Raw genomic sequence first — 22,501 nt, forward strand, 5'->3', positions numbered from 1 at the left:
AGGTTTGAAATGAGAGAATCTTACAATATTCGGTTTTTTTGCTTAATTTGAATAATGATAAATTATGATTATAAATCAATATATTGTCTGTAAATTACTTGGTATGAAATGTTTTTTATAAAATGCACATCTTCATAAGAGTGTATTCTTTTTGTTTTTTGTAATCTTAGGGAGGTTGTACCAATTGATGCTGTTAAAATACTATTTAAGCAGCAAAGTAAATAAGCCTTCAACAAGTTTATGAGATTTGGATTGAGTAAATATAAGCCTTTGTAACTCAACAAGGACGCATTTGTCATTTTCAATAAAGTCTTGTGTTCCATAGATTCCGCGAATTTTAATATTTTTTCCATGATCAATATGCACATCCTTTACAATTTTACCATAGTGTGTGTTTTTTTGATCAGATGAAAGAGGTTAGCAATTTTCACATCTTATCGAGCAAGGCATCGTAATATTTCTTTTTTGACAAAATAATAATTTATCAGGATAGGCTGCTGTGGTTGGGAGTGGGATATTGGATTTGAGATAGATAAGCAGGGTTTAATTTTTATGAGTTTGCACCCCTGTTTTTTGCTTTTTTTTAAGTACGTGCAATGGTTAACAGACTTATGATCTCAATGAGGTGCTATATTTTTCCTTCACATTGAGATGCAATTCACCCGTGTCGTGAATTGCGCATTTATTGAAGTTATTATAAAAGGAGCAGCGAGAAGAGCAGGACATTTGAATAAAAATGCTTCTTACAAGAGTTTACAAATTGATATATTCAAGAGATTTTTTATAATAGATCTCGCCATACTGCCATTGCTTCTAAGACTTCTCCTAAATGAGCATGTTTTGCAATAACTGTTTCTGCACCAGCTTCTGCAAGTGCATTAGAGTGGCCAAGATAGCTATGTGATCCTCCCGTAAAGCCGATGACACGCATACCTGCTGCTATGGCTGCGTGTACACCATGAAGTGAATCTTCTATAACGATAGTGTTTTGGGGCTCTGCCTGTAATTGTTGTGCGGCAAAAAGGAAAACATCAGGGGCCGGTTTCGTTCTTTTTGTTCCAAATTCAGGTGCTGAAAATATTTTACCTTCAAAAAGGTCATAGAGATCAACCGTGGTGAGCATCTCTTTTATATCTACGCTTTTTGCATTAGAGCAGATACAGTAGGGATAGCGTGTTTGGATAATTTCTACAGCTTCTCTTACATCATCAATCGCCCGTAATTTAGTTTTTATTTGTGTACGAAAAATATTAGTCATTTGATCTATGAGATGAGCAGAAATAGGTTTTTCTGTTTCCTGTTCAACGTGTTTAAGAATATCGCGAAAGATAAGCCCTGCAAAACGCTCACTCAATTCTTCGGGTGATATTTCATATCCTGTTTGTTTGAGCAATTGAGATCCAATTTTTGCTGCAAGATATTCAGAGTCGACGAGAACTCCGTCACAATCAAAAATAATAAGATCTATCTGAGGCATAAGATATTCCTTTACATGTTACGAGATGGACAACTTTCATGAAAACGATATTGAGAAGATCTTATTTCATAAAAATACGCTTTGAAAATGATTCTTAATTCTTTTACGAAATAAAAGATATGGGAACAGTACATTGAAAAAAAGAAAATTAAGGTTTCATTCATATGAAAGTTTTTTTACTAAAAAAACAAAAACAATTATCAATTTTGTAGAACTTTAACGATACGTTTACGCTATTTTGTAAATATAGATTGGTAATGCGGGCCTATAAACTATTTTGGTTGATTATAGGGCAAATTCAGTTAATTTTGTTGGGTTTTTCATGACAGTTATTCAGCTTCAAAAAGATTTCCTTCGTACTCCCTCACAAATGCCATGGCGCAATAAAATTTTTAAAGGAGATTGTGTTTCCGTTTTAGAAAAACTTCCAAAACATTCTGTTGATATGATTTTTGCGGATCCACCCTATAATTTGCAATTGGATGGAGCTTTATACCGTCCAGATCATTCGCTTGTTGATGCGGTTGATGATGCATGGGATCAGTTTGAGAGTTTTGCTGCTTATGATGCTTTTACTCGTGCATGGTTGCTTGCTTGTCGTCGTGTATTAAAACCCAACGGAACACTTTGGGTTATCGGATCTTACCATAATATTTTTCGGGTTGGGACGGCATTACAAGATTTAGGTTTTTGGATGCTTAATGATATTATTTGGCGCAAGAATAATCCGATGCCTAATTTTCGAGGGCGCCGTTTTCAAAATGCTCATGAGACGCTTATTTGGGCCGTGCGAGATCAAAAAGATAAAAAGTACACATTTAATTATGATGCCTTAAAAGCGGCAAATGAAGATCTACAAATGCGTTCAGATTGGCTTTTCCCTCTCTGCACTGGAGCTGAACGTTTAAAGGATGATTCGGGGCGTAAATTACATCCAACACAAAAACCGCAAGCGTTATTAGCGCGTATTATTATGGCTTCTAGTAAACCTGGTGATGTTATTCTCGATCCGTTTTTTGGTTCGGGAACAACAGGTGCTGTTGCCAAGCTTTTAGGGCGTGATTTTGTTGGGATTGAACGCGAGCAAGATTACATCGATGCAGCATGTGAGAGAATTGCGGCGGTTCAACCTTTAGCGCAACCAGAACTAGCGATTTTGGATAGAAAAAAAGCAGAACCGCGCGTAGCATTCAACAGTTTGCTTGAAGCAGGTTTACTCTATCCTGGAGAAGTTCTGTATGATCGTAAGAAGCAAGTATCTGCTATTGTAAGAGCTGATGGTACGATTATGCATGGTGGTGAAGCGGGCTCAATTCACGCAATGGGAAGAAAGGCTCAAGATTCGCAGAGTTGTAATGGTTGGACCTTTTGGTATTATGAGGAAAATGGACGGTTGAAGTCCATAGATCATTTAAGAATGATCATACGTTCACAAATGTTAAAAACGGGTGTTTTATGAACTAAGCTGATCGCTTCATTCTATTGACCACCAATGTACCTGATCTTGATTGAGATGGACGTGAGGGCGTTTTATGCCTTTATTAGATGTTTTTTATTGACACACTAATCTCGCTTGTAAGCGACAAGCGAGTATTTTTATGCTTCTTTTAGAAGAAATTAAAATGAGAAATTTTCACTCTATGTTCTCGTTTTAGTTCCAAAACAGTAAAATTTCAATATAAGCTTATAAAAATGAAATATCAGAATTAAAAGGTTCATTCAGAAGTTCAAAATTAAGTGCTTTTTTGAATACGTACATCTGTAAAGTGCATATAATATATTGATTATAAATATAATTTAGCGCAACTCATATCGAATTGCCCTCGGAATATCGTCAAGTTTTCTTATTTCAAATTTGTTCCATATTGAATCGATGAAAATTACTTTCTTGCATGTCATAAACGGGGTTGGCGTGTGAATAAAAATTGTTAACGAAAGAACTAAAAGTACCTCTTATAATCCGTTTCACGTATCAAGGGATGTTGAGGGGGCTGGTAAATATAACGATGGTGCTAACTTGCTCCGTCATAAGCGAAAAAAGGATAGATCCTGAAATTTAAATCTAAAGCTTCTAAGCGTTTCTATCCCTCCTTAATTTTTGTCTGTAGAAAAAATTGGTTATTTCATTTTTTAAAATTTTTCTTTTACAGATTAGTAAATGATCGCTAGAGATACAAAAGTCTCCATTAGAAAACATTTTTATGAATAGGGAAGGTTATTTAAATCTAAAAGAATTGGGAAGTGCTACGGAAATGGCTTTTTTCATAACAGTAGGTAATGCTTCTTCGGCAAGATGTTGAATGTTACACCACCAACCATTTTCACAATTCATTTCATGAACATCTTCGGTATAGTAAACATCAAGTTTTAGAGAAAAGTGAGTAAAAACATGCGTAATTTGTCCTTTGAATTGCCAATTGGCAGTAAAGGGTGCGTTTTGTAGTCCATTTTCGTTGTTTATGCCAATATTGTTAGGAATTTGGGTCATTCCACCAAGGAGCTTTTGCGTCTGTCGTTTTTCCAAATAAATTTGTTTCTTTTTATTAAGGACCACAAAAGCAATACCTGTTTTTGAAGGGCGTTCTTTTTTAGGGGCTTTAACTGGAAAAGACTCCGGTTGTTGCATCTTTTCTGCTTTGCATAAACATTGAAGAGGGCAGGTATAACAAGATGGTTTGCGTGGAGTACAAATTGTTGCTCCCAAATCCATCATTGCTTGAGCAAAGTCACCAGGACGATTTAAAGCAGTAATTTTTTGTGTTTTTTCTTTAATTTCAACTTTTGCTTTTTGCAGTATTGAAGTGATAGCAAAAAGTCGCGCTACCACACGTTCAACATTACCATCAACCACTGCTACAGGGTGGTTAAAAGCAATCGCAGCAATGGCTGCGGCAGTATAATCTCCAATACCGGCTAGAGTTCGCAATTCTTTTACAGATTGTGGAAATTGTCCCGCGTAGTTTTCAACAAGCTGTCGCGCACATTTTTTAAGATTACGTGCGCGTGAATAATAACCAAGTCCAGCCCATGCTTTCATGATATCATCTTGGGAGGCTTTTGCTAAAGAGGAAAGATCAGGCCATAGTTTTAGAAACTTTTTAAAATAAGGCTTAACTGTTTCAACGGTTGTTTGTTGAAGCATGATTTCAGAAAGCCAAACTTGATAAGGATCAGGACGGATACCTTGTTTTTGCTTTTCGGGGGTAATCCGCCATGGAAGATGTCTGTGATTTTGATCGTACCAAGCAAGGAGGTGCGAAGAAATTTCATACATGATTGCTTTCAAGCATAGGGAGATATAAAATGCAAAAGAAAAAATTATTTATTTTGTAATTCATGTTTTTTGCTCTTTTATTGTCAAGGCTCTGGTGAGAAAAGGCTTTTTATTTTGTTGATATTTCATAAATTGAGGAGGCAACAATTTTTAGATGAAACAAATGATTTTAATTTAGTAAGCGCTTGAACAATGATCTAAAAATGAGAAAACAACTTAAAAAACGTATCTTTTATTCTCTTTCTGAGGCGGTATACAAAATACTTGATCCAGTTTTACGCAAACGGACAGGGCTTAATGTAGCGCTTATAGAACATTGGCCACAGATTGCAGGCTATGATATCAGTGAACATACAATGCCGCTTAAAATTATTTGGAAACGTCGTGCAGATCAAGATGAAGTTTTTCAGCCAGCAACACTTGTTGTCGCATGTGAAGGATTTGCTGCGTTAAAATTGATGCATGAAACAGAGGAATTACTTCATAGAATTAACGGATTTTTTGGCTATATTGCTATTGATCGCATCAAGATTGAGCAAAGGAGTATGTCGGTTTTTATGAATCACTTGCCTCTAAAACCGCCTTTGAGTGAACAAGACAAAAAATACGTGGAAAAAATGCTTGAAGGAATTGAAGATAAAAGTTTGCACCAAGCACTTTACCAACTTGGCTGTTGCATTTTTTGGGAAAAAAATAATAAATAGAAAGATATTTTATATATTTTTCTTTAATATATGAGAAAGCATTGGATTCCTATTCGTTAATAACAACAGAAAAGTATTATTTATGGTAAAATATCGTTCTTTTTTATCTTTCGGGATAATTTTTCTCTTCATAACGATTGTACAAAACAGTGTAACAGTTGCTTTAGCGCGTGATCCCAAATCAGTGGCAACTGTTGATATGGCAGAGCTTCTCCAATCGGGTAAAGTAAAGGATCGCTTTGAGGGAGAGGCGGATGCACCAGTCGTCATTGTTGAGTATGCTTCGTTGACATGTACCCATTGTGCGCATTTTTATAATGATATACTTCCCCAAATTCGTAAAAAATATATCAAAACAGGAAAAGTAAAACTTATTTTCCGAGAATATGCTTTTGATCCTCGGGCAACAGCAGGTTTTATGTTGGCACGGTGTGCACCGGAAGATCGCTATTTTCCTTTGATAGAAGTTTTATTTCAAAAACAAAATGAATGGGCTTTCGGAAAAAATGCTCTAACACCATTGAAGAAAATTGGCTTAATGGCTGGTTTTACAGATGAAAGTTTTACTGCGTGTTTGAAAAATCAGTCCATTTTAGATGAAGTAAATGCATCTTTTGAACGCGGTAAAGAGCTTGGTGTCACAGCAACACCTACTTTCTTTATTAATGGTAGTAAATATGAAGGTGCCATGAAAGTAGAAGAATTTTTTTCGGTGATTGATAGTTTTCTAAAAAACTGAATCTTAATCTTCCAGAAGATGGATAGTGATACTTTTGGTCATTATCTCTTTTGGAAGGATTAATATTATGCATTTATGAAGCGATATCGTTGAGCCAATTTTGAATCAAATAATTGCTTTTAAGTGAGCCTGGGTTGAATGATGTTTTGAAGCTGATATGGGAGGATTTGTACAGTGAAAAAATGGGTTTATAGTTTTGGAGATGGAAAGGCAGAAGGAAGTGCAAGTGAGCGTAACCTTCTTGGAGGTAAAGGGGCTAATTTGGCAGAAATGAGTAATCTTGGTTTGCCCGTACCACCCGGATTTACCCTGACAACAGAAGTTTGTAATTTTTATTATGCCCATGACAAATCATATCCAGAAGAGCTACAGGAATCTGTTAAGCAAGCACTAAGATACGTTGCTGAACAAACAGGACGTGAATTTGGGAATGAACAAAGACCACTTTTGCTGTCTGTTCGTTCAGGGGCTAGGGCTTCTATGCCAGGGATGATGGATACAGTGCTAAACCTTGGCATGAATGATAAAACTGTAAAAGCAATTGCTTTACAAGCCAATAATGAACGTTTTGCTTATGATAGTTATCGGCGTTTTATCCAAATGTATTCTAACGTTGTTTTGGGGCTAGACCATTCGTATTTTGAAGAGATTCTTGATGAAGTAAAAGCATGCAATGGTTACACTATTGATACAGAAATGACAGCAGATGATTGGAAGAATGTTATTATTTCTTATAAAGCCTATGTTGAAGAAAAATTAGGAACCCCTTTTCCACAAGATCCTGAACAACAGTTATGGGGGGCGATTGGAGCTGTTTTTTCAAGTTGGATGACAGCACGTGCAGTTACTTATCGCCGTTTACATAGCATTCCTGAAAGTTGGGGAACGGCAGTTAATGTGCAAGCTATGGTTTTTGGTAACATGGGAGAAGATTCGGCAACGGGCGTTGCTTTTACACGAAATCCATCGACAGGGAAAAAAGAACTTTATGGTGAGTTTTTAGTTAATGCGCAAGGGGAAGATGTTGTGGCGGGCATTCGAACACCTCAAAATATTACAGAAAATGCGCGTATTGTTGCTGGTTCAAATAGACCGTCGTTAGAAAAAATTATGCCTGAGGCTTTTTTGAAATTATGTCAGATTGCGCAGAATCTTGAGCAGCATTATCGGGATATGCAAGATCTCGAATTTACCATTGAAAAAGGTAAATTATGGATGCTTCAGACTCGTTCAGGAAAACGCACGGCTCGTGCGGCTCTCAAGATGGCGATTGAAATGGTTGAGGAGGGGTTAATAAACCGTGAAGAGGCTGTGATGCGTATTGATGCAAAGTCGCTTGACCAACTTTTGCATCCAACACTTGATCCCAAAGCAGAACGTTTTGTTATAGGACGTGGTTTACCTGCTTCTCCTGGAGCCGCAACTGGTGAAATTGTTTTTACTTCAGAAGAGGCAGAAACTGTGTCGGCGGAAGGTCGCAAAGTTATTTTGGTCCGAGTAGAAACAAGCCCAGAAGATATTCATGGTATGCATGCTGCAGAAGGAATTTTAACAACGCGTGGCGGTATGACAAGTCATGCTGCTGTTGTTGCGCGGGGGATGGGAAAACCATGTATTTCTGGTGCTGGCAGTGTGCGGATTGATTATAACACAAATACGTTGTTTGCCTCAGGAGAAAGCCTAAAAAAAGGTGATGTTATCACAATTGATGGTGGAAGTGGAGAAATTTTCAAAGGGAAAGTTGCAATGTTGCAGCCTCAGCTTTGCGGAGACTTTGCAAAATTAATGGAATGGGCTGATGGGATGCGACGTATAAGAGTTCGCGCTAATGCTGATACACCATCTGATGCCCGTATGGGGCGCTCTTTTGGGGCTGAAGGTATAGGTCTTTGCCGTACGGAGCATATGTTTTTTTCTGATGAACGTATCGTTGCCATGCGTGAAATGATTTTAAGTCATGATGAAAGTGGTCGTCGTAAAGCACTAGATAAGCTTTTGCCAATGCAGCGTTCAGATTTTAGTGAATTATTTGAAATTATGTGTGGTTTACCTGTTACTATCCGCTTGCTAGATCCACCATTACATGAATTTTTGCCTAAAACGAAAGCAGAAATTCTTGATGTTGCAACAGCTATGGGTGTTTCTGCTGAAGTGCTTGCTGAACGCACTCAGCAGTTGCACGAATTTAATCCTATGCTTGGATTACGAGGATGCCGTTTAGCTATTACTTATCCTGAAATTGCAGAAATGCAAGCGCGGGCGATTTTTGAAGCAGCAGCAGAAGCTGCCCAAAAATCTGGATCTCCTGTTATGCTTGAAATTATGGTGCCACTGGTTGCGCTTAAATCTGAACTCGATTTTGTGAAAGCGCGTATTGATCAGGTTGCTGAGGAAGTGATGAAAGAAAAGGGAAGCACTATTCAATATATGGTTGGGACGATGATTGAACTTCCAAGAGCGGCGCTTCGAGCAGATGAAATTGCTGAAACTGCTGAATTTTTTTCATTTGGAACAAACGATTTGACACAAACTACTTTTGGGATTTCCCGTGATGATGCAGCTCCTTTTTTGGCAACCTATTTTCAAAAAGGTCTTTTAGAGCAAGATCCTTTTGTGTCTATTGACCGTGATGGAGTAGGGGAACTTATTACCATTGCTGCACAGCGTGGACGCTCAAAGCGTGCAAAAATAAAATTGGGAATTTGCGGTGAACATGGAGGCGATCCTGCCTCTATTGCTTTATGCGAAGAAAATAACCTAGATTATGTTTCGTGTTCTCCTTTTCGAGTGCCAATTGCTCGTTTAGCAGCAGCTCAGGCCGCAATAGCAAAAAGGATGTAATGGGTTAATATTTTTTGTTGTATCGTTATTACTGAAATAAATTTTTATATATTCTTTTATTTTCTTTAATAAAGGGAATAAAAATGCTTCCAAAATGCACGATAAGTTGTGTTACGCGTTAGAGGTTTATGAGAGAAAATATAAAGCACAGGATAGACAAAGATGTATTATTAATGCACTTTTTATTGGCGAACCTCTTGATAGAGAGAAACGTGTTATTGTGCAGTCAATTTACGCGTTTGCTTTTTTATAGGGGAATGAGCTCCTCACGCAAAGTAGAATACTGCAAACAAATGCATTTTTTTGCGCATCATGCTGTTTGAGATAGACATTTCTCAGTGATGCCCCATTTCACATTGATATTCGTGGAATGGGGATTATGTAAAACTCCCCGTAAGTTTATAAAAATCTTCCCAAATTTATAAACTCCATTATGCACTCCCATCTTTACATTTATAAAGGAATATCAAAGTTACACAATCTATTGATTTATAAAGATAATTTTTTATTTCTCATATTGAATGAAAGCTGTAAATATCATAAGATCTTCTTATTTCGACTTCTTTTATAATGAATCAATCAAAACCATGTTTTTTGTATGTTACAGGCGGGATGAGCGTCTGTAGGTAAAAAAATAAAGCAAGGATATGCCTCTTATGAAACGTCTCAAGTGAGAGCTATCACAAATTGAAGGTAGGTACAGTGTGTAATGGTGCCGGCTTGCTTCTTCACAAGCGTAAAGATGATGTGCGCTGTCGCGCAGTTGTTGTGGGGGGGGGGGGCCTTGCTATTATTATTCACGGGTGTTGTTGCGAAGTGGTTTTGGGTGCTTTAGAGATGTTTTTTAAGAAAGCCCGTGAATGGCAATCCAAGTATATTCCGTTTGGGACATTTTGTTTTAGGTGAGGGGGAGTGAGACCAAAAAGACATGTGATAAAGTAAGAGCATGAGGCAATAGGTAATTTCCGTTATTTTAAAGATATTGCTTTAGATGTCTTTGAAAGGCGTAAAGCTGAATTAAAAGGAAATGGCAAAGATGAAAAATGGTGTTTACCTTAAAATTTCATATTCTTCCCAAATTAGGCTGTTTTCCTGTTTTAAGAGATTATACAAACAGAGATGCGCAATATTCTTGCCTCCATTTGGCATATAAAAGCTATAACAGCTGAGAGAAGTACTAAACTGTCTTAACATTTTTTTCAAACATACTGCTGCGGTAAGTTTGGATGTTGATTTATAGACAATACTAAACGCACACGCTCTCTTAAGAAGACAATGTCATAAAACACATAACTTTCCAGCAATAGATTAGAGAGAAGGCCGGTTTTTTATCAGACACTTTGCAAAACAACAACCATAACACAATTAGCTTTACGTCTACTTATCCTTACAGGTGTTTGCACAAATTCTTTGCATCATATTTATAAAGATCAAATTGACGATAATATATGGACAATTCGTGGTTCGATAATATGAAAGGTTTACGTGATACTACAAAAATTTCGTGTCCTTTTATCATCAGAGGCAATAAAAATGCTAGAACAAGCGCGTTTGCTATTTTGTAATATTCTTTTTTCTGCAATCGGTTGTGGTTTTTTTGAAGCAAATTATACGGCTCAATATGTAATGTGTAAGAAAACCATTCTGATTGATTGAAAATAAGAGGGCTTGAGATGAAGGAATGTTTGAGGGGAGCATTAAACAAACGAAAGATGAATTATCATTATAAATTAAGAGATTATTATGATTAGCTTCAATTTAATAAACCAATTTCACGCATTTTCATTAAAATTGTGTGATTAATTTTACCTGTTACAGGAAGATCAAATATTTTTTGAAACTGTTTTAAGGCTTCTATCGTCTTTTGATCTTCTATTCCTGTGACAATAACCTCCTCATTCCCAAAAATATGTAAAGCTTTTTGCACTTGTATAATATCTTCAACAGAAGGCTCTAAAATAGCTTCTTTTAAGTGTGTCATATTTTTTGTATTGTTTGTTTCTATTTCGCTTTGCTTAATTAATATCGCGATTTCATCTGCTGCGGGATTAGATAGAACATTCTTTTGCATTCTCTGAGCAGTTTGCTGTTTCCACAAAGTGATGGCTCGGCGTGTTTTAGGTCCTTCCAGTCCATCTAATGGTCCATCATAAAGTCCTAATTTTGCTAGTTCTTTTTGCTTTTCCAGCATGCTTGCTGATTGAGAGGGTAAAGGTGAATTTGTGTACTTATGACTTTGAGAATGTACAGAAGTTACACGGGAGAGTTCTTGTGATTTTTCTTCTTTTTCCGATAAAGTAGAGCTCTTACCTATACTTTGAACAGAGGAAAATTTCATTTGAGTTAAAATATTTTGATGCGTTGTCATTTGCGAAAATAAAGCATTAAATGAAATAAATAAAAAACTAATGCTAAAAAGAAAAGATCCAACAAAAAATAAAGTATTTTTTCGTGTATAGAAATAAATAGTTTTTGCACTCCAAAAAATAAAATGAAAAATTATAAGAAGAAGTGTTATAACAATACTACTATAGTATTTACGGTGTTTTACAGTTTTTTTTCGGTAGGTCTTTCGTTTTGTTGCCATTACTTTTATTTTCAGTTGCGTTTATTTTTTACAAAGAAACAAATATAAATTAGGAAACGAATATGAATCAGTTTTTACTTCCAGCCAGAGAGAAGTGCATTGACATTATTGATTTTTCCTTTCAAACTCCTAGAACGAGCAGCTTCATTATATCAATTTATAAGTTGATAAATCAACAAGAGTTCTTATCAACGTTTATTCATTTTATTTTATACAAATCTTTAATGTGTATAAAGAGAGCACCAAATGATTAGCATTCAAGATCATTTTGGTGTTTGCAAACTACATTATCACATATAATTATCTAAACAATAATGCCACGTTATTCTTCATTTTGGGGCATATGTTTGCCTATTATTTAAAATAAAATTGAAAATATTTGCCTATAACGCTAAAAAGATGACAATCATTATCTATTCTTTATAATTTACATATAGATGGTTACTTATCCATAAACGGTTTGGTAATAATAATTATCTCTTAATATTATTATATTTTGGTATAAATTCCTTCTATTAAATAATTTTCATAAGTATTAATTAAATTGATGTTTACAATGTTATAGAAAAAACTGGCTTGAGATGTAATCGTAAGAGATGCAATTGTTTTTTGATGTTTTTATCGACAGGTTGACCATTTTCATAACATTTCAGTAAAAATTTTATAGATAATATAAATATTTTATCGACACTAGAGTCAGAATAACAGAGTTTACTCTTTTTAGCCTTTTCAACTAAGCTAAGATGGTGGACTATTATTTAAAATAATTATGTACACAACATGATTATCTCTCTCATTTTTTATCATAGTATGTTCATTAACATGACCAGCTTGTAAGTGTATAATTTTGATGTTATTTTTTTACTGAATAGACAATGTATCCCATTTTATACAGCGGAATTGTGCCATATTTATAAAAAAGCCAATGATATAGATCCAATACATGAATACTCAATTTTATAAAAAACACATTTTATAAATTGTTTATAAAGCAACAGTGTATAAAATGCCCCTTTTATTGTATTTACCACTGCGGTACATTGATTGTCCATGATACGTTTTTTAATCAAATTATCATTTTTTTTATTTTTTATTTTTGTCATTATTTCATTTTTTGTAGCAGATCCAAGCAGTAACCATTCTTCTAGCCCCCAAAATAATGAGACAACAACGAGCGATGTGATTATTGCTTTTAAGGAAGCCTTAAATGACTTAGGCGCATTTTGTGACCGTAATATAAAAACCTGCAGAGTAGGAAAATCCTTTTTAAGTTCACTTGGCGAGCGCGCATATTACGGTGCAAGAGCTGCTTATGAATATTTAGGGAACATATTAGGAAAAAAATGATATCAGAGACTTCCCCTAATGTTTCTTACAAAATCGAAATACAAGAGTTCTTACAAAACTATGCAATGTTATCTTGAAATAAGGATTTTTAACGTTCTTCGTGTTATTTATGTTAGGAAGAATAAATATTTATTTTTTATAAGTGTATTCAAGAATGATTATTCAAACGAAACAGGACTAAAATAATGGCGGAAAAAATCGGTAATATTATAGAGAACTTTTCGCTTTTGGATAATTGGGAAGATCGTTATCGTTATGTCATCGAGCTTGGCTATGAATTGCCACCTTTTCCAGAAAGCGCTCGAAATGATGCTCACAAAGTTCCTGGTTGTGTTAGCCAAGTGTGGCTTTTATCTTCACGTAATAACTCAAAAGATCCAATATTGACGTTTCAAGGTGATTCCGATGCTCATATTGTGCGTGGACTCATTTACATACTTCTTGCTTTTTATTCAGGCAAAAAAGCTTCTGAAATTCGCAATTCTGATGCTCAAGAGCTCTTTGAAAAACTTGGTTTAAATGAAAATCTTACACCACAACGATCAAATGGTTTGAAATCAATGATTAAACGGATTCGTAACGAAAGCTATATGTAATCCCCTTGGTAGAAATTGCTATATATACAAAAGCTTCACACAAAACATGTATACTAAAATCAACTTTATACACGAAACCATTTTTTCGCAAAATAAGATTATTTAGTTTTTTTCCGTTTGCTTTTGCGTCCAAGCCCCATTTCTTTGGCCAAAGCCGATCGTGTTTTTGCATAATTAGGCGCCACCATAGGATAAGAACTATCTAACTGCCATTTTTCACGATATTCTTCTGGCAACATTCCATAATGTGTCATGAGATGACGCTTTAGAGATTTAAACTTCTTTCCATCTTCAAGGCAAATGAGATAATCAGGAAATACTGAACGCTTCGGATTAACGGCAGGCCTTTGTTTTTCAACTTCGACTTCTGTTAACTCTAGATTCCCTGCTTTACGAAAAGCAGCATGGACATCAGCAATTAAACTTGGCACTTCAGTCGGTCGAATAGAATTATTACTCACGTAGGCAGCAACAATATCAGCAACCAATGTAATAACTAAATTGCTTTCAGTCTCTAAGACTGCACGATGTTCCATTCTTGTTTCCTTTAATTTAAAATTGAGTAATTCAAAATCGAGATATAGTGCATATACTCATGATATAAAGATCTCATGCACATGAGTTTCATATTGTACAAAAATCTTTTTTGTCAATTCAATTATTCTATAAAATTGCCAAAACACAAAAAAATCAAATAAAAACCCATTTTTTGTCATAATATACAATAAGAAAAACGAAATTATTACATGCTAAAATATATTTTTATCCTATAACATATCATACATAATATATAATACATCACAAATATAAAAAAATATATGATAAAATTTATTTATTTTTTTTGAGAACGTAAAAATAAAATTACTAATTATAAAAATATAATATATAAATTATTATATTTTATTTTGAATAATTATAGTTTAGTAAATTTATTTTTAATAAGTTTTAAATTTGTTTTTATTTTTTATATTTACAAAATTTAATAATAAAAAACATACTATATTATAAAAATGACATAATAGTATTATTTTTAATATAAAACTATTCATTAAAAGGAGGTAGGATATTTTTATTTTTTATACAGCAATAATAATATTTTAGATATATTTATTCATCTCTGTAAAATTATGCGATTATACTGTTTCAAAAAAAATCAATTCTTTTTCTAATAGTTTAATTGTTTTACCAGTCACTTTCATTATAAAAGTGGTGTTATATCCCTAGAAAACAATAGCTGTGATATGTAATGAACAGAAAGGTATTAGTTTTAAAAATTATCATGGTGCTATTTTTGCAAGTGAATAGAACTTATAGATTTTTACACTTGCATCAATCATTGTGATTCTAACATATAAACGAAGCTATTAACATATTTTAATATAGGATTGTGTATGACTCGCACTTTTGCAATTCCTCCCAAAGCATCTAGAATCACTCATAAGGAAATATATCATGGTATTTTTCGTGATGATCCCTATCATTGGCTACGTGCGTCTAACTGGCAAGATGTTTTTAAAGATCCTAACTGTCTTGATCCCAATATTCGACATTATCTTGAAAAAGAAAATGCTTATCAATCAGCTCAAATGGCTGATACAAAACCATTACGAGATTTGCTTTTTATCGAAATGAAAAACAGGATCCAAGAGAATGATAGTTCTGTTCCTATAAAACATGGTCCTTTTGCTTACGGATTCTCTTATGTTACCGGAGGCCAACAACCACATTATTTTCGGACACCAAGGAATGGCGGAGAAAAAAACGTGTACCTTAATGGTGATGTCTTGGCAGAAGGCAAAGAATATTTCAAATTTGGTTCAGTTCAAGAATCTCCTGACCATACACATGTGGTATGGACCTATGATGACAAAGGATCAGAATTCTATACAGCTAAAATTCGTAATTTTGAGACATTGTCTGACTGTATGGACACAATTACTGATACATCTGGTCAAATTGTATGGGATGCTAGATCTGAAGGTTTTTTCTATACTAAGATGGATAAAAACCACCGACCTTCAGAGCTCTATTATCACCAATTAAACACAGATCAATCACAAGATAAGCTTATTTTTCGTGAAGACAATCCAGGTTTTTTCTTAGATGTAAGCGGTTCTAAGCTTAATGATGTTATTTATATTAATATTCATGATCATGAAACATCCGAGATCTGGTTAATTCCTGCTGAGGCGCCTTTTACTATTCCCCAATGTGTACGGAAACGACAAAAAGGTATTGAATATTCACTTACAGAAGGTGGTGATGTCTTTTATATTCTGACCAATTTAGATAATGCAAAAGATTTCAAAATTATGGTAGCGCCATATACATCTCCACAATCAGAAAATTGGTCTGAGTTTGTTCCACATCAGCTTGGGTGCCTAATATTATCCCATGATGCTTATCAAGATTTTCTTGTCTGGATCGAACGTTTTGAGGGGCTTCCACGTATAAAAGTAATGGAACGTACCACTAAACAAGTTAATTCCATTGCTTTTACTGAAGAGGCTTATTCTTTAGGTCTGCAAGGAGTTGCAGAATATAACAGTCCAACTATTCGTTTTTCCTATTCGTCTATGACAACACCTGATCAAGTGTTTGATTATGAGATGAAAAATTGTAAACGAATGCTTTTAAAAACGCAAATAATTCCCTCTGGGCATAATAAAGATGCATATGTAACACGACGTATTACAGCAATAGCAGACGATGGTGAGAAGATTCCTATTTCACTTTTTTATCACAAAAATACTCCCCTTGATGGTGGTGCGCCTTGTCTGCTTTACGGTTATGGTGCTTATGGGATCTCTATACCTGCCAGTTTCAATAGTAATGTACTTTCTCTAGTAAACAGAGGTTTTATTTACGCTATTGCTCATATTCGCGGAGGAAAAGAAAAGGGAGTAGAATGGTATGAGAAAGGAAAACATCTCTTTAAGCACAATACATTTACAGATTTTATTGCTTGTGGGCGTTACCTTGTAAACAATAAATTCACTTCTCACGACCGGCTGATTGCTCATGGTGGTTCAGCAGGGGGGATGTTGATGGGAGCCATTGCCAATATAGCTCCACAGGATTTTGCTGGGATCGTAGCAAATGTGCCTTTTGTTGATGTCTTAGCGACAATGTTAGATGCTTCATTGCCACTCACTCCTCCAGAATGGGCCGAATGGGGGAATCCTCTTGAATCAGAAGAAGATTATAAGCTTATTGCTTCCTATTCACCTTACGATAATGTCAAAGCTCAAAACTATCCCCCTATACTTGTGATGGCAGGATTAACAGATCCTCGTGTAACTTACTGGGAGCCTGCAAAATGGGTGGCAAAATTACGAGACCTAAAAACAGACGATAATGCAATTTTATTACGTATTAATATGGATTCAGGGCACGCTGGTGCAGCTGGACGTTTTTCAAAGCTAGAAGAAGTTGCCTATATCTATGCATATATTCTAAAGATAGCAGGAAAAGACTTTTGCTAATCCATAATATTTTGGTATGAAAGTCTCCGATAATTTATTGGATTATAGGGACTTTCATACACTAAAAAATTATTGAGACAGTTTAAAATTCACATTCTTCATAAAGTTTCAAAACATAGTCCCAATTAATTAAATGGTCTACAAAGGCTTCGAGGTACTTCGGTCGAGTATTGCGATAATCAATGTAATAGGAATGTTCCCACACATCGACACCCAAAATAGGGTGAGCATTGTGAATTAAGGGATTTTCGCCATTAGGCGTTTTCATAATTTCAAGCTTGCCATCTTTAACAGCAACCCACGCCCATCCAGAACCAAATTGGGCACTAGCAGCAGCAATAAAATCAGCGCGGAATTTGTCGTAACCACCTAGATCAGCGTCAATAGCTTTTGCTAACTTTTCAGGAAGTTTTTGGCCACCACCATTTTTTTTCATCCAAAGCCAAAAGTGGTTATGATTGTAATACTGCGCTGCATTATTAAACAAACCAATATTTTTTCCAAAACTTTTTTTAACAATATCTTCAAGGCTTTCATTTTCTAAGCCTAACTCTTTCACAAAATTATTGGTGTTGGTAAGATAAGCGAGGTGATGCTTATCATGATGATATTCAAGCGTTTCGCGTGACATATAAGGCGAAAGGGCATCGTAATCATAAGGCAACGGGGGCAATTCAAAAGCCATTTAAAAATCTCCTCGATTCTAATTGTTAAGCTTATTTCATAAGCCTAATTTGCCATTTACCGCATTTAAAAGCAAATGTTGAATACCTAGTTTGTATGAAATAGTTTTAATGTCTCTCTTTTTGTAAAAGAAGCTTTTAGGAAATGTATATTCATCAATCAAAAAGGATATTGGTCTACATAAAGATTGCTTCTGAAGATTTTTTACATCTATGAGTGGGTAATAAATATCATTATCTTTTGAATAAAAAGTAAATGGAAATAGCTATTATTCCTTGTTTTTGTATCTCTATTTTTTCAAATACCATATAAAATGTTTTTAATTTTTGCAAAACTCTTCCAGTTTATGGGTGTATCATAATGTTTTCAACAGAATAATAAGTGTTATTTTTTAGGAAATATTTTTCAATGTGCTTGATTTTATTTTATGGTGCTACCCATGAATAATATAATGTAAAAATTAGTGGACATTACCATCTTTATGCTTAATGCAAGAGCACAGCAGCACTATCATACACTTACCGGTTGCCAATGTGGAGACAGTTTTTTTTAATTGAGCAAGATGGGATTTTAATATATCAAGAAAAGTAAATCATATGCAAATTTATTAGATACATGAGTAAACTGCAAGATTTTCATTTTCTGTTCCTAGAAAATCAATACAAAGAGCAAAATAATTGATGGATAAATGGTTCCTACTTATGTTAAAATCACAACTGTATATCAGTTTCTGCTACGAATTTGTATCGATGGCAATGCCATACAAGACTCAGAAATTTTATGATAAAAAAGTAAAGTCTTTGATTTTCAGATATTGCGTCCAATCACAGGAATCGCTATAAGGTGCAGGAGTCGCTATAAAGCGTGTTTTTTTGGGGTATAGCCAAGCGGTAAGGCACCGGTTTTTGGTACCGGCATTCCCTGGTTCGAATCCAGGTACCCCAGCCAGTTCCGGTAAAATGTTAATAAAAGTTCGGCTTGAGAGTGGATCAATCCCCTTAACTATCTATTGCTATTCATAGAAAGTCTGGTAAGCTGAAAACCACCTATTTGTAGCGGGTTAGCTCTAAATATGGTAAGGTTCTCTTGCTATAGCTATCGCTTAAAGAGCTCTTTTAAAAGATTCTTTTCTATAAGACGAGGGGTAAATGATTTATGCGCACTTGCTTTAGAAAAACTATTTGGCTGGATTTTGCGCTCTATAGCAACACCAGCGTGCAATTTTTCGTATTCCACCATCTTCATTACGTCGTACAGCATAACAATAACGCTGATCAGGAAATATATTTCGTTGCATATCGCGTACAATATGAGCAGTATGGCCATAGGGTGCTACACAATCAATAAACCATACGTATTTTCCATTCTGCCAATTGGCATCAGGTAAAAATTCTCCCTTATCAAGCATAGATTGATGATTTTTCTCATCTAAAAAAGCCCAAGTGATAAAGGCACAAAATTCTCCACGTTCATTTTTATAGAGCTTGTATTGCCCAGTCTGTAAAGCTGGTCCTAAATTTCGTTCGATATCCCAGATTCGCCAGCGGCGGTATAAGGGAGATGTGAGCATTAAAACAACCATGGCACCCAAAGCCGTAAGAGGGTCTATGAATGATGGTGATGAATTTTCATTTACAGACATTATCTTTCCTTTAGAGATTGTTCTAAAACTTTGGTAATAGGTTCAAAGAAATAGGAAATGAGACGCCGTTTTGAGGTAATGACATCCGTTGCCACAGTCATGCCAGGGATAAATTTAAGATGTTTGTTATTCAAAGTGATGTGATCTTGGTCAATTTTGATTAAAACAGCATAGACACCATTAATTTCTTTATTATAGCGCGCTGTAGCGCCTACATTAACGACTGTACCGTGGATAACACCGAAACGTTCAGGAGGAAAGGCAGAAAACTTGATGTAAGCACGTTGGCCCTTTTCTAAAAAACCAATATCTCGATTATCAAAAAATGCTTCAATAATGAGACCACCCGCACCAGGGACAATGCGCATGAGAGTTTTACCAGCCTCTACAAAGCCGCCCAAAGTATGGATACTTAAATCATCGATACGTCCATCAACAGGCGCATAGAGTGATAAGTGGTCAAGATGGTATTGAGTGCTATCAAGCTTTGCTTTTAATCCTTGAAGATTCAGTTCTGTTTCACGCGAAAGTTGCCGATAGCGGGCGATTTCATCGGAAATGAGACTTTTCCGTTGTTGGCGGAGGGTGTTTATTTCGGCGGCATTTTCTTCCAAACGTCTTTGATTGGTTAAAATTTCATGCTCGACATTTTTAAAATCATGTAAACGCTCTAAATAAACGGCTTGGCTAATGACTTTTGTTTCCATCAGGCTTTTTGCAGCTTTTAATTTTCCTTGGCTTAATTGACGATCATCTTCCAACCTATCTAATTGCGCATGTTGTGTTGCACCGCTGCGCTCGACGCGGTCCGCTTGTGCTTTTAGCGCTCTTAATTTATCTTGGAGAGATTGAAGGGCAGCGCTAATGAGTTTTTCCCCTTCTATTCTTGCAGTCGTGTTGCCAGAAGGAGGAACTGGCAGATAGGCAAGTCCTTTGGTCACAAAATCTTTATCCAAAGGATCACTTTCATGCAAAGCTGTTAAAATAGCTGTTGCGATTTGTGCTTGAAGGGTTTGTTGCGCGATATCTGCTTGAACACGTGCGCACTCATTGAGGGCTTCACGGGGATCTAATTGAATAAGGAGATCCCCTTGATGAACAAATTGCCCTTTTTTTACAAGGATTTTCTCAATGCGTCCTGTATTTTGCGCTTGGACCAGCTGAACGTAAGCGGTGGGAATAACACTTCCTTGCCCCCGTGCAACAATCTCTGTTTTTGCGATAAAGCTGCCGATCACAATAAAGAGAAATAAGGTGACCAAAACAGCAACAACCATATGAAGCGTTGGTGACAAAGGGCGCAAATAGGGAGCTTTATCTGCCATTTTTTGCCTCCAAATCAGTAAAGTTTAAGACGTTTGCATGCTGAGGAAAGAGGTCACTTTTGTGGGTAATAACAAGAACAATACGATCTTGTGAAAGTTTATATAAATGCTCAACAATTTGTGCACTGACAGTGTCATCCAATGCGGAAGTAGGTTCATCTAAAATAAGCAGGCTTGGGTTTATCAGAAAGAAACAAGCCAAAGCCAAGCGTTGGCGCTGACCACCCGATAAAAAACCACCTTGCTCTCCTACTTGAGTATGGAGTCCTAGAGGCAACTGAGCAATCAAATCATGGCAAGCACTAACATATAGTGCAGCGTCAATTTCATCTTTAGTGGCATCTGGTTTAGCAAGAAGCATATTCTCAAGAATGGTTCCGGAAAAAAGGCAAGGATTTTGAGGAAAGTACGCGATTGTTTCACGCACGCTACGGACATCAAAATTCTGTAAAGGTTGGTCATTAATCAATATCTGCCCGCTTGTCGGGGGATAGAGTCCGCAAAGGAGCTTTGCTAAAGTTGATTTTCCACACCCTGAAGGACCGAGCAGCATAATGGGTTTTCCAGGTTGTAAACAGATATCAAGATGGTTGATAATTGGCTTTTCTCCATAAGAAAAACAGGTATCTTTAGCTTCAAGATAAGGCGTTGTGATAAGCTGAAAGGGAGGCTTTTCCTCTTCCCATTCTGATGGGGAGTTAAGAATATCGCCCAAACGCAGGCGAGAGATTTTTAAATGTTGCCATTCTTCCCATAGAGACGCAAGACTTAAGATAGGACCGGAAACATTACCGGCGAGGAGATGAAAAGCAATAAGTTGCCCTAATGTGATTTGATTTTGAAGAACTGCCTGAGCACCAAAAAAGATAATAAAAATAGTGAAAAGATCACCAAAAATGTGCCCCATAGCTCCATTCAGGAGATGTAATTTGCTGGTTGTGAGGCTTTGATCAAGACTACGAGCTAAAGTTTCTTGCATGCGTATGGTATGGATTGGCTCCTTTACATGCGCTTTGATGGCTTCAAGATTAGTAAAACTTTCAATGAGGCGTGATTGATGGGCTGCTTGCAGGGTGAAAGCACGGCGTAGTTGGCGACGTAAAAAGGGACCAACCAATGCTAAAGAACCCATTTGTAATGGTAAAACAATAAGAACGATAAAAGTAAGTTGCGGGCTGATAGAAAAAAGTGCTGCGAGATAAATGATGGCAAAAAGAACATTCAGGACAGTTGTTGTAATGGTTCCTGTTAGAAACCCGCGAATTGTATCAACCTCTCCGATTCGCGTGAATAGTTCTCCTACTTGCCAACGGCGTAAAGTGGGCAAGGAGAGACTTAAAAGATGGGTGTAAATGCGCCGTCCAAATTCTAGCGTAAGCCGATTGGCTAAATAAGCACCTAAGTAGCCTGATAGAGTGCTAAGAGCTGTGCTAAACAGCATGATAGCAACCATCAAGACAACGATAGCATAGAGACTTTCAATACGCTGAAAAGGAGAGAATACGGTCGATAATCGCTTGAAAAATAAAAGGATTCACCAAGCCCAGCAAACGCAAAACAACAGCAACGCAACTGAGTTCGATGACATAATAGATATATTTCTTTGTTGTTCTTGTAAACCAAGAGAATGATACAGGTTTTTCTTGTGAATGACTCATTTGAATTTATGATTTTATTTAAGAGAAAGAGCGATTGATGTCGCATATTTAAACAGTATTGTAAATAGTATTATATTTATACAAAATATACATTTTGTGTGAATATAATATAAACATAATGTATTTATTGTTTATACAGTAT

Annotated in this window: 15 protein-coding genes, 1 tRNA gene and 1 pseudogene; 8 read left to right on the plus strand and 9 right to left on the minus strand. The window is 35.8% G+C overall.

All coding sequences use genetic code 11. From position 1 onward, the window contains the following. Positions 1–781 precede the first annotated feature (781 nt). Positions 782–1,477 carry an HAD family hydrolase gene (locus tag ACFINL_RS01445; RefSeq protein ID WP_375649303.1) on the minus strand — a complete coding sequence of 232 codons (696 nt, stop codon included), beginning with the start codon at positions 1,475–1,477 and terminating at the stop codon, positions 782–784. A gap of 370 nt (positions 1,478–1,847) precedes the next feature. On the opposite strand from ACFINL_RS01445, the gene ACFINL_RS01450 reads away from it, so the two are divergent. Continuing rightward, on the plus strand, positions 1,848–2,936 hold the full coding sequence (locus tag ACFINL_RS01450; RefSeq protein WP_375613050.1) for a site-specific DNA-methyltransferase: 1,089 nt from the start codon (positions 1,848–1,850) through the stop codon (positions 2,934–2,936). Positions 2,937–3,692: 756 nt separating this feature from the next. Here ACFINL_RS01450 and mutY read toward each other — a convergent pair. Continuing rightward, positions 3,693–4,751, minus strand: a complete 1,059-nt coding sequence (mutY, locus tag ACFINL_RS01455) for an A/G-specific adenine glycosylase (protein WP_375620664.1) — start codon at positions 4,749–4,751, stop codon at positions 3,693–3,695. A gap of 203 nt (positions 4,752–4,954) precedes the next feature. Here mutY and ACFINL_RS01460 point away from each other — a divergent pair, with 203 nt between their 5' ends. The 3 genes from ACFINL_RS01460 (at position 4,955) to ppdK (ending at position 9,035) form a co-directional block, all read left to right on the plus strand. Beyond that, on the plus strand, positions 4,955–5,455 hold the full coding sequence (locus ACFINL_RS01460; protein WP_375649312.1) for a DUF721 domain-containing protein: 501 nt from the start codon (positions 4,955–4,957) through the stop codon (positions 5,453–5,455). An 82-nt stretch (positions 5,456–5,537) separates the two neighbouring features. Continuing rightward, positions 5,538–6,194, plus strand: a complete 657-nt coding sequence (locus tag ACFINL_RS01465; protein ID WP_375611143.1) for a DsbA family protein — start codon at positions 5,538–5,540, stop codon at positions 6,192–6,194. Positions 6,195–6,368: 174 nt separating this feature from the next. Then, positions 6,369–9,035 carry a pyruvate, phosphate dikinase gene (gene ppdK / locus ACFINL_RS01470; RefSeq protein WP_375611144.1) on the plus strand — a complete coding sequence of 889 codons (2,667 nt, stop codon included), beginning with the start codon at positions 6,369–6,371 and terminating at the stop codon, positions 9,033–9,035. Between the two features lie 1,753 nt (positions 9,036–10,788). On the opposite strand, the gene ACFINL_RS01475 is transcribed toward ppdK, so the two are convergent. Further along, positions 10,789–11,622, minus strand: coding sequence for a peptidoglycan-binding domain-containing protein (locus ACFINL_RS01475; RefSeq protein ID WP_375649318.1), 834 nt, complete (start codon positions 11,620–11,622; stop codon positions 10,789–10,791). A 1,050-nt stretch (positions 11,623–12,672) separates the two neighbouring features. On the opposite strand from ACFINL_RS01475, the pseudogene ACFINL_RS01480 reads away from it, so the two are divergent. After that, positions 12,673–13,046: pseudogene (locus ACFINL_RS01480) on the plus strand (DUF5330 domain-containing protein). 108 nt (positions 13,047–13,154) lie between these two features. Beyond that, on the plus strand, positions 13,155–13,565 hold the full coding sequence (locus ACFINL_RS01485; RefSeq protein ID WP_375645521.1) for a SufE family protein: 411 nt from the start codon (positions 13,155–13,157) through the stop codon (positions 13,563–13,565). 98 nt (positions 13,566–13,663) lie between these two features. On the opposite strand, the gene ACFINL_RS01490 is transcribed toward ACFINL_RS01485, so the two are convergent. After that, positions 13,664–14,101 carry a MucR family transcriptional regulator gene (locus ACFINL_RS01490; protein ID WP_012754848.1) on the minus strand — a complete coding sequence of 146 codons (438 nt, stop codon included), beginning with the start codon at positions 14,099–14,101 and terminating at the stop codon, positions 13,664–13,666. 855 nt (positions 14,102–14,956) lie between these two features. Between ACFINL_RS01490 and ACFINL_RS01495 the strand changes: the two genes are divergently transcribed. Next, positions 14,957–17,050, plus strand: coding sequence for a S9 family peptidase (locus ACFINL_RS01495; RefSeq protein WP_375649323.1), 2,094 nt, complete (start codon positions 14,957–14,959; stop codon positions 17,048–17,050). Positions 17,051–17,132: 82 nt separating this feature from the next. On the opposite strand, the gene ACFINL_RS01500 is transcribed toward ACFINL_RS01495, so the two are convergent. Further along, a complete protein-coding gene (locus ACFINL_RS01500; protein WP_375628283.1) occupies positions 17,133–17,735 on the minus strand; it encodes a superoxide dismutase in 603 nt (200 codons plus the stop codon). A gap of 872 nt (positions 17,736–18,607) precedes the next feature. Here ACFINL_RS01500 and ACFINL_RS01505 point away from each other — a divergent pair. Next, a tRNA-Gln gene (locus ACFINL_RS01505) sits at positions 18,608–18,682 on the plus strand. Positions 18,683–18,911: 229 nt separating this feature from the next. On the opposite strand, the gene ACFINL_RS01510 is transcribed toward ACFINL_RS01505, so the two are convergent. Genes ACFINL_RS01510 through ACFINL_RS01525 form a run of 4 tightly spaced genes read right to left on the minus strand, consistent with a single transcriptional unit; the run spans position 18,912 to position 22,359 of the window. Beyond that, positions 18,912–19,376, minus strand: coding sequence for a toxin-activating lysine-acyltransferase (locus ACFINL_RS01510; RefSeq protein WP_375645519.1), 465 nt, complete (start codon positions 19,374–19,376; stop codon positions 18,912–18,914). Next, complete coding sequence (locus ACFINL_RS01515; RefSeq protein WP_375649330.1) at positions 19,376–20,701, minus strand: HlyD family type I secretion periplasmic adaptor subunit; 1,326 nt, start codon at positions 20,699–20,701, stop codon at positions 19,376–19,378. Before ACFINL_RS01515 ends, ACFINL_RS01510 begins: the two co-directional genes overlap by 1 nt. Next, positions 20,691–22,235 carry a peptidase domain-containing ABC transporter gene (locus tag ACFINL_RS01520; RefSeq protein ID WP_375611292.1) on the minus strand — a complete coding sequence of 515 codons (1,545 nt, stop codon included), beginning with the start codon at positions 22,233–22,235 and terminating at the stop codon, positions 20,691–20,693. Before ACFINL_RS01520 ends, ACFINL_RS01515 begins: the two co-directional genes overlap by 11 nt. After that, entirely contained in the window at positions 22,180–22,359 is a 180-nt protein-coding gene (locus tag ACFINL_RS01525) for a hypothetical protein (protein ID WP_375611151.1), read from the minus strand. Before ACFINL_RS01525 ends, ACFINL_RS01520 begins: the two co-directional genes overlap by 56 nt. Positions 22,360–22,501 lie beyond the last annotated feature (142 nt).

The organism is Bartonella sp. AA78NXGY (assembly GCF_042197005.1).
In the GTDB taxonomy this organism is placed as follows: domain Bacteria; phylum Pseudomonadota; class Alphaproteobacteria; order Rhizobiales; family Rhizobiaceae; genus Bartonella.

Bases quoted from the DNA above. Each gene is read 5' to 3' on its own strand.
- ACFINL_RS01445 (WP_375649303.1), bottom strand. From the start codon at position 1,477: ATGCCTCAGATAGATCTTATTATTTTTGATTGTGACGGAGTTCTCGTC.
- ACFINL_RS01450 (WP_375613050.1), top strand. From the start codon at position 1,848: ATGCCATGGCGCAATAAAATTTTTAAAGGAGATTGTGTTTCCGTTTTA.
- mutY (WP_375620664.1), bottom strand. From the start codon at position 4,751: ATGTATGAAATTTCTTCGCACCTCCTTGCTTGGTACGATCAAAATCAC.
- ACFINL_RS01460 (WP_375649312.1), top strand. From the start codon at position 4,955: ATGAGAAAACAACTTAAAAAACGTATCTTTTATTCTCTTTCTGAGGCG.
- ACFINL_RS01465 (WP_375611143.1), top strand. From the start codon at position 5,538: ATGGTAAAATATCGTTCTTTTTTATCTTTCGGGATAATTTTTCTCTTC.
- ACFINL_RS01475 (WP_375649318.1), bottom strand. From the start codon at position 11,622: ATGGCAACAAAACGAAAGACCTACCGAAAAAAAACTGTAAAACACCGT.
- ACFINL_RS01485 (WP_375645521.1), top strand. From the start codon at position 13,155: ATGGCGGAAAAAATCGGTAATATTATAGAGAACTTTTCGCTTTTGGAT.
- ACFINL_RS01490 (WP_012754848.1), bottom strand. From the start codon at position 14,101: ATGGAACATCGTGCAGTCTTAGAGACTGAAAGCAATTTAGTTATTACA.
- ACFINL_RS01495 (WP_375649323.1), top strand. From the start codon at position 14,957: ATGACTCGCACTTTTGCAATTCCTCCCAAAGCATCTAGAATCACTCAT.
- ACFINL_RS01500 (WP_375628283.1), bottom strand. From the start codon at position 17,735: ATGGCTTTTGAATTGCCCCCGTTGCCTTATGATTACGATGCCCTTTCG.
- ACFINL_RS01510 (WP_375645519.1), bottom strand. From the start codon at position 19,376: ATGTCTGTAAATGAAAATTCATCACCATCATTCATAGACCCTCTTACG.
- ACFINL_RS01515 (WP_375649330.1), bottom strand. From the start codon at position 20,701: ATGGCAGATAAAGCTCCCTATTTGCGCCCTTTGTCACCAACGCTTCAT.
- ACFINL_RS01525 (WP_375611151.1), bottom strand. From the start codon at position 22,359: ATGAGTCATTCACAAGAAAAACCTGTATCATTCTCTTGGTTTACAAGA.